General features: G+C 63.4%; 11 protein-coding genes. 6 read left to right on the top strand and 5 right to left on the bottom strand.

The window, feature by feature from the left end:
• Positions 1-5 precede the first annotated feature (5 nt).
• Entirely contained in the window at positions 6-2,294 is a 2,289-nt protein-coding gene (locus ACNFBR_RS27760) for an acylase (RefSeq protein ID WP_416737752.1), read from the bottom strand.
• A 217-nt stretch (positions 2,295-2,511) separates the two neighbouring features.
• Between ACNFBR_RS27760 and ACNFBR_RS27755 the strand changes: the two genes are divergently transcribed.
• Positions 2,512-2,886, top strand: a complete 375-nt coding sequence (locus tag ACNFBR_RS27755) for a fe2+ zn2+ uptake regulation protein (protein ID WP_416737698.1) — start codon at positions 2,512-2,514, stop codon at positions 2,884-2,886.
• Between the two features lie 36 nt (positions 2,887-2,922).
• Here ACNFBR_RS27755 and ACNFBR_RS27750 read toward each other — a convergent pair whose 3' ends face one another.
• On the bottom strand, positions 2,923-3,111 hold the full coding sequence (locus ACNFBR_RS27750; protein ID WP_003248064.1) for a hypothetical protein: 189 nt from the start codon (positions 3,109-3,111) through the stop codon (positions 2,923-2,925).
• Between the two features lie 151 nt (positions 3,112-3,262).
• Here ACNFBR_RS27750 and ACNFBR_RS27745 point away from each other — a divergent pair, with 151 nt between their 5' ends.
• The 4 genes from ACNFBR_RS27745 (at position 3,263) to ACNFBR_RS27730 (ending at position 5,690) form a co-directional block, all read left to right on the top strand.
• Entirely contained in the window at positions 3,263-3,721 is a 459-nt protein-coding gene (locus ACNFBR_RS27745; protein WP_416737697.1) for a hypothetical protein, read from the top strand.
• Positions 3,722-3,971: 250 nt separating this feature from the next.
• On the top strand, positions 3,972-4,352 hold the full coding sequence (locus ACNFBR_RS27740; protein WP_416737696.1) for a Mor transcription activator family protein: 381 nt from the start codon (positions 3,972-3,974) through the stop codon (positions 4,350-4,352).
• Positions 4,353-4,416: 64 nt separating this feature from the next.
• Positions 4,417-5,061 (top strand): DUF2589 domain-containing protein, encoded by a 645-nt coding sequence (locus ACNFBR_RS27735; RefSeq protein ID WP_416737695.1) that lies wholly within the window; start codon positions 4,417-4,419, stop codon positions 5,059-5,061.
• A 74-nt stretch (positions 5,062-5,135) separates the two neighbouring features.
• The gene (locus ACNFBR_RS27730) at positions 5,136-5,690 is read left to right on the top strand and encodes a DUF2589 domain-containing protein (RefSeq protein ID WP_416737694.1); all 555 of its coding nucleotides are present in this window, start codon (positions 5,136-5,138) and stop codon (positions 5,688-5,690) included.
• 20 nt (positions 5,691-5,710) lie between these two features.
• On the opposite strand, the gene ACNFBR_RS27725 is transcribed toward ACNFBR_RS27730, so the two are convergent.
• From ACNFBR_RS27725 to ACNFBR_RS27715, 3 genes are read right to left on the bottom strand one after another with little or no spacing between them, the layout of a single operon-like run.
• Entirely contained in the window at positions 5,711-9,385 is a 3,675-nt protein-coding gene (locus ACNFBR_RS27725) for a translocation/assembly module TamB domain-containing protein (RefSeq protein ID WP_416737693.1), read from the bottom strand.
• Entirely contained in the window at positions 9,382-11,124 is a 1,743-nt protein-coding gene (locus ACNFBR_RS27720; RefSeq protein ID WP_416737692.1) for an autotransporter assembly complex protein TamA, read from the bottom strand. The genes ACNFBR_RS27725 and ACNFBR_RS27720 overlap by 4 nt, the downstream gene beginning before the upstream one ends.
• 52 nt (positions 11,125-11,176) lie before the next feature.
• Positions 11,177-11,827: a GNAT family N-acetyltransferase gene (locus tag ACNFBR_RS27715; protein WP_416737691.1), complete on the bottom strand. Its 651-nt coding sequence runs from the start codon at positions 11,825-11,827 to the stop codon at positions 11,177-11,179.
• A gap of 162 nt (positions 11,828-11,989) precedes the next feature.
• Between ACNFBR_RS27715 and xthA the strand changes: the two genes are divergently transcribed.
• On the top strand, positions 11,990-12,802 hold the full coding sequence (gene xthA / locus ACNFBR_RS27710) for an exodeoxyribonuclease III (RefSeq protein ID WP_416737690.1): 813 nt from the start codon (positions 11,990-11,992) through the stop codon (positions 12,800-12,802).
• Positions 12,803-12,945 lie beyond the last annotated feature (143 nt).

Genomic DNA, 12,945 nt, shown 5'->3' with positions numbered 1-12,945 from the left:
ATGCCTTACTGCTGTGCTACCGTCCCTTTGTCTCCTTCACTGATCAGCACTTCCCGGTACGCCGGGTCTGCCTTGATCTGCGCTTCGGTAAACGGTATCACCGCCAGTTGCTTGGCCGCGAATGCCTTGGTCTGGTCGCTGGCGTGCGCCGAAGCCGCCTCGCTCGACTGGGAGAACGCCAGCAGCCCACGGGCCTCTGGCCCCTTGTCGGTGAAGCTGACCAATTGCAGGTAGCTGGTACCGCTGACCACCAGCCGCTTGCCCTGCCCGTGCGGCACGCTGTAGATCGCGTTGTACACACCCAGCGCCTGCGGGCCGCCCGGTACCGGGGTGCCATCGACAGCCTGTTGCACCTGCCCCCAACGCGCCTCCCCTGCCACGCCACTCTCGCGCACCTGCTTGAGCGACGCCAGCGCTGCCTCATGCACCAGCTTACCCACCGCGGCCTGCTCGACCGCCAGGCCGCGCGGGGTGTGCTGCGGGTCGGCCGGATCGAAAGCCACCCGCCAGCTTTCGGGGTGCTCGGCCAGGGTATTGAACAGGTTCTGGAAGTGCACCAGGCCAATGCCACTGTCGAGGTCGGCCTTGCCATTCCACGCGGCCAGGCTGCTGCACACGGCCTGTACATCCGCGTCGGCACCCTTGCACCATTGCAGCAAGTCTGGCAACACCAGGCTGGCCAGGTAGACCTCGTCATCGGTGACCATGCGCTGCAGCGCATCGACATCCAGGCGGGCCTTGCCTTGCAGACGCTGCAGGGCAAAGCGGCCACGCATGCCCAGCGGCTGGTCATTGCGGCTGATCAAGGGCGAATAACCGGTTAGCGGCTGCGCCGGGTTGGCCATCCAGGCCGGGTCGTTGGAGTTCTGCACGAAGTCTTCACGCTCAAGGCTCGGCAGCAGCCTGGCCGGGAAGATACCCGGCTGCGCCGCCTGGGCATCCACCTTCCACTGGCAAGCACTGCGCGAGCCATCCAGCACCACCAGGCGTCCTTGCGCCTGTGGGTTGCTGCAGCTATCCAACAGTTGCTGGTCGACATAGGGCACCACCGACTGGTTCAAGTACAAGGCCCGCCCCCCCTGGTCCACCGCCAGCGTATTGACCCACGGGATGCCTTGCAACTGCTCGACCGAGCCCTTCAGTGCCGCCAGGCTGTTGGCGCGGTTGATCTGGTACCACTGTTGCAACACCCGGGTGTTCTCAAGGTTGGCATCACGCAAGCTGTAGGCCGCTCGCGTATCCCAGTCCAGGCGGCCTGGCCATTGCACCACCGGGCCGAACTGTGAACTGTAAACCTGCCGCTGTACCTGGCTCATGCTGCCATCCTCGGCCTTGACCGCGACGCTGAGGGTTTGCCGGGTCATCGGTAGTGACTTGCCGTCGAGCAGGTAGCGGGTCGGGTCCTTGGGGTCGAGTTGCAGGCGGTAGAGGGTGAAGTGCTTCGAGGTGTCGACGGTGTGCGTCCACGCCAGGTGCTGGTTGAAACCGATGTTGATCATCGGCAGGCCTGGCAATGCCGCGCCCATCACATTGAGCTGACCGGGAATGGTCAGTTGCATCTGGTAGAAGCGCATGCCGCCCACCCACGGGAAGTGCGGGTTGGCCAGCAACAGGCCGCGGCCATTGGCCGAACGCTGCGCGCCTAGCGCCACGGCATTGCTGCCGCGCTCCGAAGCGAACCGCTCCTGGCGGGCCAGGGCGCTGGCAAAACCCGCTGACGATTGCTGGCGGGTCAGCGCAGGTGGTTGCGCCCCCGCCAGCGCCTCGACGAACTGCCCGACGCCACCTTCAGCCAGCAGCCGGCGGGTCAGTTTGACCAGGTCCTGGCTGCTGATAGGGCGCACCCATGCGCCATCGCCACACTCGGCGGGCAGCCCTTGGCCACGGCGCTCGGCCAATGCCCGGTTATAGCCGCTGGCATAACCCGCCAGCAGTGCCTGCACCGGCACCGGTTGCGCCTGCAAGAACCCATTGACCGCCGCCGGGCTGTTGAGCCAGGTGAAGAACAGGTCGCTGGCCAAGTTGTCACGCTGCTCCAGGGTCTTGCCCTTGGCGCCGAAAAAGCGTGAGCGCTCTCCGCTCACGGTCAGCACTTCGTTGGCCAGCAGGCACAGGTTGTCCTGGGCGTAGGCATAGCCGATGCCATAGCCCAGGCCGCGCTCATCCTTGGCCACGATATGCGGCACGCCGTAGCTGGTGCGGCGGATCTGAGCACTGGCATCGGCGGTGGCGAGCTGCGCCTGTACACCGGCACTGAAGGCCACCAGGGCAGCGGCCAGGCCAGCGCAGGTCATGGGACGGAAAAGTGGAAACACGGGCACTCCTCGGGTTCGGGGGTCATCCCGATCAGACGAATGGCCAGATGAAAATTTTACGTATTACAAGGCGATGGAACGTCTTGATGAGAAACAGGCATTTTTTTCACGAGTGGGTTGCAGTTTTTGCGTTCTCATTCGTCCTAGTAAGTGAGGCAACCACATTTCGGGTTCGTCCACGAAAAGGAGCATTCACATGTACAACCCGCAACCCTCGATCCAGGCCGGGCGCGTCCCAGGCAAAGCGCCCAAGGGACAGGACGTTTTTGCTGACGAACGTATCGGCAACGAGCAGATCCGCGAGCTGCTGCGCACCTTCGGCCTGCGCACCAGCCTGATCCGCCTCAAGGTGATCGACGCCTTGCACGCCGCCGACCGCAATGGCCGCAGCATTGGCGTGCGCGGTGTGCACGCGCAGCTGGAACAACTGGATATCCCGCTGTCGTTCCTGAGTGTGCGCGAGGTGCTCAAGCGCCTGTGCAGCGAAGGCGTCATCCAGTTGGGTAGCGATAAATGTTACAGCCTCAACCCCCAGGCGCGCGCCGTACTGGAGCAAACACCCTCGCGCTGAGCGCATGGCCGGCCATCACTGGCCGGCCCGCACAGATCAGGGCTTGACCTTGCGCCGCAGAATGCCGTTGATCACCACGACCACGACGGCAATGGCGATGGCCAGCATCTGGAAGGTCTGCTCACTGATCGTGCCCTGCTTTTGCAGGTGGGACAGGCCCAGCATCAAGCCCAGTACCACCAGGATGATCAGAAGTGAGTATTTGAGGCGCTGCACGTGTGTCATCGAAGGTTCCTTGCAACATCAGGGGCATATGGCTCGCAACGAGCCGCGGCAATGATACAACGGCCACCGCCCCCGGCGCTGGATTTCCTGCTGGGTGGGGCGGCGTCAGCCTGAAAGCATGGGGCTTCCAAGCACCCATGCCGGAGGCACCATGTACAAACCCCTGCTGCTCGCACCGCTGTTACTACTCCCCTTCTCCCTTCATGCGCTGGACACCCAGCAAACACCTGGCGAACACCTGCTCGAACTGGGCCGGGAGCTGGCTGCCCATGCCGGTGCCAGCCAATGGCAGCAACTGTGGCAACGGGTACGCCAGGCCGGCTACCTGCAGAGCGATGCTGCGCCGGTGCATTTCAGCGTGCCGATGGCCCGGTTACCCGACCTGGCCCGGCAAACGCTGGCCGAGGCCGATCAGGTGCAGGCGCTGCGCCAGACCCAGGCACTGTACCGCCGCAGCTTTGCCGGCCCGGCCATCGGTCAGAGCAACGGGAAGCCTTTGCATGCGCTGTGTCTGCTGGTCGACTGGCGCACGTTGCCCGAGGGTATGCGCGCCACCCCACGAGCCTATCTGGGCAGCGCCAGCCTGCTGAGCAGCTATCCATGCGACTGAGGGTGCCAGACCCTTCCCACAACAACGGGACTGAAAAAATGAGAAACCAACCGGTACAGCCCGATTTCGACGCCATTTCCTACAGAGCAGGATATCGCTGCCTGCAAAACCTGTGCACGGAAGCTACAACCACTAGCCCCTATGTCGCCTAGCGACGTGACTTGGCTGTCGCACAGAATTTGCTCACACCTTCGACATAACGCCGCGGGTGATCGGGTCGCACATCCCACCCATCCCGAAGGAGCGCCATATGCAACTGCCAGATTTGAGCCAGATCGATATCAGCCAACTGCCCCACTCGTTGCAGGCCCTGATCGACTGTATCGGCATCGAAAACGCCTACCAGCTGACCTGCGCCTACGGCGGCAGGCCCAAATACATCCCCAAGCACCGCGAGCGCACCAAGCTCGCCGACGTACTGCCGGCCGAAGCGCTCGAAGCGCTGATCAAGCGTTTTGCCGGCGTCGCCCTGGAGATTCCCAAGGTTGACCACTTCCTGCGCCAACTGCGCAACCAGCAGATCCAGAAGGAAAGCGCCAACGGTTTGTCCCGCAGCCTGCTGGCCAACAAGTACGGCCTGAGCCTGCGCCAGATCGGCAACATCCGGCGCCAGGAACCTTGCACGCGCTGACCCCCCAAGCACCGTGGCCGCTATTGGCGGCTGCCTCACCTCACCTAAAGAAGAGTTTCCCGATATGCCGATAGACAACAGCCTTATTGGTTCCGTCATCAACGCCCTGCCCATGGACCGCATGATCGCCGGCCCCCTGCAGGCCATGGTCCAGGCGCAGGTGACCGCCAGCAAATCGTATGCCGACTTCCTGATGCAGGTTTGCGTCCAGGATGGCAAGGCAGTCGCCATCCAGTTCGACTACGACGAAACCATCGTCGACGAACAGGGCGAATACAAGGGCGTGGTCAGCAAGACCATGAAAGTGCCGCTGCTGGCGGCCATTACCCACCCGAATATCTCGATCGAGCAAGGTAATGTCGAATTCGAGCTGGTTATCAACCAGATGTCGGAAGATGTTTCCAGCAAGGACATGAATGCCGAGGCGACCGGTTCACTGGGCTGGGGGCCTTTCAAGCTGAATGTGAAAGGCAGCGTGAGCCACAAGTCCACGCAAACCCGCAAAACGGATACCCGTGCCCGCTATGCCTTCAACACGACTCTGAAGCGCCAGGAGCCGCCCGAAGCGATGATGAGGGTAATCGAGTTCCTGACTGACGCCGCGACCAAACCGACCGTCATCAGAACGGCCGCACTGGAAAGCCCGGACGAAATTTCCCAGGCAGATACCTTGAAAGGGCCTGCTCCAGAAACCCCTCCGGCCCCGTAAGACGCTTTAGCATCACCCAACTGCCCCTCTGGCTGGAGCGAGAGGGGCACAACCAGGCTTGAGGAGTCGAACCGTTGCAAAAACCCCCTGCCCCCATGACCTCCATCGACCTGCGCGAGATCACCCGCGGCCTGCAAGAAGCCGCCAGCGCCACCAATAGCTTGATCGCCCAGCAGTACATCAACCTGTTCGACCAGTTCTTCGAGTGCGATACCGAAGCGTTAGGCGCCCCCATGAAAGCCAAGATGGTCGAGGTGGCAATGGACGGCCAGCACATCATGCGGGTCCCCTTGTTCGCCCTGGTATCGCCCAAGGGCCTGGCCCTGGAGCGCATGCAAGTCGACTTGTCGGTGCGGGTCAAAGGTACTGAAGCGCAACAAGCACTGCTGACGGCAGGCGAGAACAAAGCCGCCAGCTTCAAGGTCACCATCGGCGGCCAGAGCCGTCAGGGTGAAAGCCGGGACCCGGACGAAGTTCAGATCCGCATGCAGTTCCAGGCGAGCGATCCACCCGAAGCTCTCAACCGGTTGATCGAGGAATACACCAGTTTGATCGTCCCGGTACGCGCCGCCAATCCGCCCCCCTCCTCCGAAACCAATGAGTTCATCGAGGCGGCCACCGTCCGTTGACGGCCGCCCCAGGCACAGGCCTAGAAGTCGCGCTTGTAGAAAATGTCCAGTGAACTGGCCAGCCCGCTGGCGGCTTCAAGGTAAACCTTCTTGCTCAGTTTGTAGCGCAACGCGATGGTATTGGCCGGTTCGAACACCCCCACCCCGTAACGCAGGCTCAACTTCTCAGTGAGGTTGCCGCTGGCGACCACGCTGGTGCTGTTGCCCGATCCTTCGGTATCCAGCTGGAAGTCATCGATGCCCAGGCTTGAAGCCAGGCTGCCGGTAATGCCGGCGCTGCCAGCCAGGCCCAGGCCCAAGGCCGCTTCGGCGAGCATGTTGTTGTCTTCGCCGGAGGTGCCCAATGGCCGCCCCAACACCAGGTACGACAGCGCCTGTTCCTGGCTCATGGCCGGTTCCGAGAACACTTTGGTGGTGGGCTGTTCGGCGCTGCCACTCAGACGGATACCCGCAATCACATCGTCAACCTTGCGGATGGCCTCGATGTCCAGGTAGGGCTGGTCGATCGGGCCGGCGAACAGCAGCCGCGCACGACGAATCGTCAGACGCTGGCCATAGGCGCGATAGCGGCCGTCTGCCAGGCTCAGCTCGCCGCGGGTGTCGAGGTTGTCGCCGATGTGCACATGGCCAAGCAGGTTGGCGGTAAGGCCAAAGCCGCTGAACGACAGTGTGTCGCGGCCCACTTCGACATCGATGTCCATGGCCATCGCCATCGGTGGTTTGCCTTCTTCGGTCTGGTGGCCGACGATCACCGTGTCATCCGACACCTTGACGGTGGACGGCGGCAGCTCGCGAACGGTGATCTTGCCCTTGGGCACCTGCACCTTGCCGGTTACCGCCAGCTTGTCATCGATCAGGCGCAAGGTCAGGTCGGGGGCAACTTCCAGCGTGGCATAAGGCTCGACCGTAACCGGCAGTTGTTGGCCTTGCAAACGCACGTCCATGCCCAGCGCCTGGCCCCAGGTGAGGTTGCCGCTCAACTGCCCCCGGCCTGCCTCGCCGCTGCGCCAGTTGCCGTTGAGCTGCACTTGCTCGCCGGCAATCAGTGCCTGCAACGACAGGTCCTGCAGGCTGGCCGGCAGCTCTGCGCCACTGACCTCACCGCCGCTGAGCATCAGGTTGCCGTGGACCTGCGGCGCCAGCAAAGTGCCTGAAAGCTGGCCACTGCCATTGAGCTGCCCGGCCAGGCGTTCGACCATCGGCACGAACGGACGGGCCACCGACAGGTCCAACCCGGCCAGGCGGAAATCACCCGACAATGGCTTGTTCTTGCCCAGCGGGTCGAGCCGGGCGTTGACGTTCAACTCACCCAGGCGCTCACCGCGAAACGCCAGGCGCGTGTCGATACGTCGCGGTGCCAGCGTGCTGTCCAGGCGCAGGGCCTGGTACGGGAAGTCGATCCAGCGGCCCTTGTCGCGTACACGCAGGGTGCCGCCACTGGCATCGACAACGACTGTGCCCTTGGGGCCGCTGGCCGGAATGTCCAGGTTGATATCGGCGTTGAGCAGGCCTTGCCAGGCAAAATCCTTCGGCAGCCACTGGGCCAGGCTGTCCAGCGGGAATTGCTTGAGGTGATAGCGCAGACGCGGCTCGGGGGCCAGGCGCTGGTCATCGCCACACAGGCTGGCCTGGCCGGAGCGCCAGCAGTGGGCACCGAAGTCCAGCTGGCCGCTGGCCAGCCGTTGCAGGCGCGCCGGGGCCTGCAGCTGCCAGTCCTGGCCTCCCGCCTGGACCCGCCCGCTGGCCAGCCGCCCGCGCCAATCACCCTTGTTCAACTGGCCATCCAGGCCGAGGTCGAGCTTGAGCTGCGGGCCATCCAGCGCCAGGGTCAAGGCCTGTTGGCGAATGTCGCCTTTGCCGTTGGCCTGCAGCGTGCCCAAGGCGGTGTCGCCCAGGTGAATGCCTGTGGCTTTGAGCTCGACAACGCCGCGTTGAGCGTTGTCCAGACGGGCCTCCAGGTCCAGCTGCTGCAGACGGTTTTCGGCCTGGGCCAGGCGCTGGCCCTGCAAGGTCAGAGTACCTTGCGGAGCCTGCAAGGTACCGGCGACATCCAGCCGCCCCTTGACCTGGCCTTGCAGCCTCGGCCACAACTGGCCCAGGCGCGGCAAGTCGAGGTCAATTCGCCCAGCCAGGCGTTGTTGCAGGCTGCCACTGCCGTTGATGCGGTTGTCACCCAGCTGGATGGCCAGCGCGCCGAGGGTCCAGCTCTGCCCTGCTCCCTGGGCCTCAGCCTTGAGCACTGCCGGCTGACCACGCAGGCGGCCTTTGAGGTCCAACTGGGCATCGAGGGTTAGCGCCTCGCCTTTCAGCTCGCCTTTGCTGCGCAGTGGCCCCGCCAGGGTGCCCGGCAGTTCGGCCAGCCAATAGGCCGGGTCGAGGGCGGAAAGCTGCAGGTCGACATCCCACGCCAGGGTGTCGGCAAAACGCACGGCGACACTGCCGGCAGCCTTGCCCTGGCCGGCGGTCAGCGCCAACTGCGGCAGCTTCACCTGGCTCAGGTCACCTTCGAACGGGCTGGCCAGGCTGAACGCCCCCGCCGGGCCATCCAGGTCGCCGTTGAAGGTGCCCTGATAATTGCCATCGCGATAATGCACCTGGGTAATGAAGCGCTTGAGGGTGACCTCGGGCGGTGTTTCCAGTGGATAGAGGCGCAACCACGGGAAGTCCTGCCAGTCCAGTTGCGCATCGGCGCTCAGGCCTTGCTGCCAGTCAGCCGTGGCTTGCAGCTTGACCCGCTGATTGTCGTTGGCAGTCAGGTCCAGGGCATCGAGCCGGGCGCCTTTACTGTCGACCAGCCCGGACAGGGCCAAGGCAATCGGCGACTGCTCAGCCGGCAGGCTGGCCGTGCCCGACAATTGATAGCCCTTGAGCAAATCACCTTTGGCATCGAGTTTCAGCTGGTTCAATTGCAAGGTATCAGGCAACGCGCCAGCCGGTTTGAACGCCTCGGAGCGAACCTGCAGGGTCGCTGGGAGATGATCGGCCAACGCCTGCAACTGGCCGCTCAGGGTCGCATCGAGGTAGCCACTGCTGGTGCCGGTGAGTTTCAGGGTCTTTTGCAATTCGCCGCTGGCAGTCAATGCCAGCTGCCAGGGTTTGCTTTCTACCGCAGGCAACTGCAGCTGCGCGTTGAGTTGCAGCGGCCAGTCACCTTCGGGCTTCAGGTCGCCCTGCAGGTTCAATTGCAGGTCGTCGCGCTGCAGCCGCAGGCTGTCGATGCGCATCCCGCTGTTGGTCCAATGCGCCGCCAGCTGCACGTCGCCGAGCAGGTCGCTGCCATCCAGGCGCAACTGGCCAACTTTGACCTCGCCCAGCTCGATGGCCAGCGGCAAGCGCAGGGTCGGCAATTGCAGGGGCTCGCTGCTAGGCGGTTCGCTGCTTGGCGCAAAGGCCATGTCGATGCGTTCGGCCTGCAGGCGGTCGATGCACAAGGTGGCGCGCAGCAGACAAGCAGGCGACCAGGCCAGCAGTGGCGCTTGAACATCGACCTTGCTGCCGGCGTCGGCCCAAGTTAGCCGGCTGGCTTGCCAACTGCCCGCCAGGCGCCCTTGGAAATCGGCCACCTCAAGCCCAGGCACCTTGCCCAGTGCCCAGCGGCTGCCAGCCTCGGTACCCAGCAGCAAGCCCAGTGCCAGGCCCACGCTCGCAACGACCCCAAGCAGGCCCAGCACAATGTATTTGATCACGCGTTTCACAGCTCGGGCCCCATGGAAAAGTGCAGGCGAATGCCCCCGTCGTCATCCAGCGCCTTGGCCAGGTCCAGGCGCAACGGCCCAACCGGCGACACCCAGCGCACGCCAAAGCCGACACCCGTCTTGAGGCTGGGCAGTTCCAGGTTGTTGAACGAATTACCCTGGTCGACGAACGTTGCAACCCGCCACTTTTCGGTCAGCGAATACTGGTACTCGACGCTGCCGGCCACCAGGTAGCGCCCGCCAATGCGGTCACCGTCGCTGTTCTTCGGCGACAGGGTCTGGTAGTCATAACCGCGCACGCTCTGGTCGCCACCGGCGAAGAACCGCAGCGACGGTGGAATGTTGTTCTTGAAGCCATTGGTCGCACTGCCGCCAAACTGTACGCGACCGAGAAAGCGGTGGTTATGGCCGAGCGTGGTCAGGCCCTTGAGCAATACGTTGCCATGCAACAGGTTGGTGTCGGAAACCAACCCCTCCTTGGCGCCCTGAACATCGAACTGCAGGCGATAGCCGTTGTGCGGGTCGATGCGGTTGTCACTGCGCAGGAAGGAAAAGCTCACGCCAGGCATCAGCAGGTTGCTCAACCCGGAATCGTCACCCAGGCGGTATTCCTCGCGCTGGTACTTGAGCGAAATCACCCGTTGCCAGCCACTGGGCAGCTTGCTGTGCCACTCGGGGCCGACCGTCAACAGCTTGCTGAGCGTGTCGGTGCCGGCAAGCTCTTCGTTCTGGTAGCCCCCAGCGAATCGCAGTTTGTCGGTCAGCGGTGGATCGAGGGGAATGTCGTACCAAAGGCCAACGTTCTGCCGCGGTGCGGACAGTTCGGTTTCCCAGCCGTAGCTATGGCCCTGGGGGTTGACCCAATGGCGAGTCCAGTTGGCCTTGCCACGCGGCCCGACGTCGGTCGAAAAGCCCAGACCCAGGCCCATGGTGCGTGGTTTGCGGGTTTCCAGGCGGACATCCACCGGGACCTCTTCGCCCACAGCTGCGGTAGGCGCCGCATCCACCCGCACGCCTTCGAAATAGCCGCTCGATTGCAGGTCGTTGTTGAGTTCGGCGATCAATTCCGAGTCGTAGGGGGTGCCCGGTTTGAACGACACCATGCGCTGCAACAGGTCGTCATCCAACGGCGTGTCGCCCCCGAAGGTGACGGCGCCCAGGCGATAGCGCGGGCCGCTTTGGTAGACAAGTTCGATATCGGCCACACCGGCCTGCGGATCCACGGCCAGGCGCTGGCTGCTGAAGCGGCCACTGAAGAAGCCGTAGCGCGATGCCTGGTTCTGAATCAACCGCTTGGCATCTTCGTAATGGCCGTGGTTGAGTTGCTCGCCCGCACGCAGCGCCTTGCTGTCGGGCACGCGGAAGGCCTTCATCTCGCTGGCAGGGCCTTCGATGCGCACGGTCACGTTGCGCAGGCGAATCGGCTCGCCCGGATTGATATGGATGATCAGCTGCGGGGAATGGTCTGCGTCACTGGCGGGTTTTACCTCGGTATCGATCTGCGCCTGATAGTAGCCAAGTGCCTGCGCCGCTTTCCGCGCCTGCTCCTCGGCCCCGCGACTGAAGCGTAAAAGTGCTTCTTCATCGCGGTCACCCAAAGTGCCTATATAGCCTTCGACATTGGCCTTTAGCGCCTTGTTGGCCGGTTTTACCTTCACCAGCAACTCGCTCTGGCCCCATGCTGCAAAACTGGCGGCCCAGAAAACCAGGCCCCAGGTCAATCTTCCTGAATACGTCATGCGGCAAATGCTACCAGAGCCAGGCGCTCAAGGGAGCCGTCTGGCAGCTTGTTCAGGCAAAAGCGGAATTTGAAGAGACAGGATTAGGATGGAAGAACACCCTCTCTCGGATTGGTCCTACAGCGACCTCGCCAATTTCCTCGTAGCCCTGGCGCTGATAGAAAGCCAGGTAGTGCTCGTTACCGGTGTCCAGCACCACCCCCTGGGTGCCTGGGTCTTCTGCACACCAGTCGTGTACGGCTTGTAACAACTGCTCGCCGTAGTGCTTGCCCTGGAACTGCGGGTGCACCCCTAGCAACGGCAGCACATGCACCCGGTCGGTGGGCAGGCAGGTGGCCAGCGCGGCCTGGTAGTCCATGTAGCGCCGGGTGCAGCGCAGGCCGGTTCCCAGGATCATGCGCAGGCGCCAGGCCCAACTGTCGGCCACGCCCAATCGGCGCAGCGGCGGCACGATCAGGGCCAGGGCAATCAGGCGATCCTCTACCAGCAGGCCGATGGCGGGTAGTTGCAGGTAGAAGTGCTGGCGTACCCATTCGCGCACCATGACGCGCAGGCGCCTTTCGTACCCTGGGCGCTGGGCCTCGAAGATATAGGCGAAGGTAGGCTCATGGCGATAGGCGTTGTACAGCAACGAACGCGCCTCGCGGCTGTAACCATCGTCGAGCAGGCAGACACGGGCCGGAGCGGCTGTGGTTTCGGGCATTGCGGGCAGACCTCCTGGAATGGGCGTACAGTGCCTTGGAGGTGCCCCTGCGCGCTTCGTTCACCCCCTGGAGCACGTTAGCAGCAGGATGACCATGCTGCCATGCTGGTGGTGATCGGCGATGTCGGCTAGCATCGCGGCTTTTACCGGGATTGTCTTTCCATGAAGATCGTCTGTTTCAACATCAACGGCCTGCGGGCCCGCCCGCACCAGCTGGCGGCGCTGATCGAAAAGCACCAGCCGGACGTGATCGGCCTGCAGGAAACCAAGGTCAGCGACGATCAGTTCCCGCTGGCCGACGTGCAGGCACTGGGTTACCACGTGCACTATCACGGCCAGAAAGGCCACTACGGCGTGGCCCTGCTGTCGCGCCAGGCACCGCTGAGCCTGCACAAAGGCTTTGCCACCGATGAAGAAGACGCCCAGCGCCGGTTCATCTGGGGCACCTTCGCCGATGCCGACGGCAACCCGATCACCATCATGAACGGCTATTTCCCCCAGGGCGAAAGCCGCGACCACCCCACCAAGTTTCCGGCCAAGCAGCGCTTCTACAGCGACCTGCAGGCCCTGCTCGAAGGCCAGTTCCGCAACGACCAGCCGCTGCTGGTAATGGGCGACATGAACATCTCGCCGCAGGACTGCGATATCGGCATTGGTGCGGACAATGCCAAGCGCTGGCTGAAGACCGGCAAGTGCAGCTTCCTGCCGGAAGAGCGCGAGTGGATGGAACGTTTGAAAGGCTGGGGCCTGGTGGACAGCTTCCGCCACCTGCACCCGGAGGTGGACGATCGCTTCAGCTGGTTCGACTATCGCAGCCGCGGCTTCGAGGACGAGCCCAAGCGCGGCCTGCGCATCGACCTGATCATGGCCTCCCAGCAGCTGGTGCCACGGATCAAGGCGGCGGGTGTGGACTATGAACTGCGCGGGATGGAAAAACCGTCGGACCATGCGCCGATCTGGTTGGAGCTGAGCTGATTCTTTGCGCATGCCTTGATTGTTATGGTGCGTGTGAGATCGAGCGCCGCCCGCGCGGCGCATCGCGAGCGAAGCTCGCTCCTACATTTGTTTCGGGCCAATCATGCCTGTGGGATTTGCGCGCGAACGCCTTGGCGCATGGC

It is taken from the genome of Pseudomonas sp. NY11955 (assembly GCF_048068035.1).
Lineage (GTDB): Bacteria > Pseudomonadota > Gammaproteobacteria > Pseudomonadales > Pseudomonadaceae > Aquipseudomonas.
This window is presented reverse-complemented; position numbering and strand designations above follow the sequence as displayed.

Coding starts and splice junctions, on each gene's coding strand:
- ACNFBR_RS27720 (WP_416737692.1), bottom strand. CDS start 11,124: ATGACGTATTCAGGAAGATTGACCTGGGGCCTGGTTTTCTGGGCCGCC.
- ACNFBR_RS27735 (WP_416737695.1), top strand. CDS start 4,417: ATGCCGATAGACAACAGCCTTATTGGTTCCGTCATCAACGCCCTGCCC.
- ACNFBR_RS27760 (WP_416737752.1), bottom strand. CDS start 2,294: ATGACCTGCGCTGGCCTGGCCGCTGCCCTGGTGGCCTTCAGTGCCGGT.
- ACNFBR_RS27755 (WP_416737698.1), top strand. CDS start 2,512: ATGTACAACCCGCAACCCTCGATCCAGGCCGGGCGCGTCCCAGGCAAA.
- ACNFBR_RS27745 (WP_416737697.1), top strand. CDS start 3,263: ATGTACAAACCCCTGCTGCTCGCACCGCTGTTACTACTCCCCTTCTCC.
- ACNFBR_RS27740 (WP_416737696.1), top strand. CDS start 3,972: ATGCAACTGCCAGATTTGAGCCAGATCGATATCAGCCAACTGCCCCAC.
- xthA (WP_416737690.1), top strand. CDS start 11,990: ATGAAGATCGTCTGTTTCAACATCAACGGCCTGCGGGCCCGCCCGCAC.
- ACNFBR_RS27750 (WP_003248064.1), bottom strand. CDS start 3,111: ATGACACACGTGCAGCGCCTCAAATACTCACTTCTGATCATCCTGGTG.
- ACNFBR_RS27715 (WP_416737691.1), bottom strand. CDS start 11,827: ATGCCCGAAACCACAGCCGCTCCGGCCCGTGTCTGCCTGCTCGACGAT.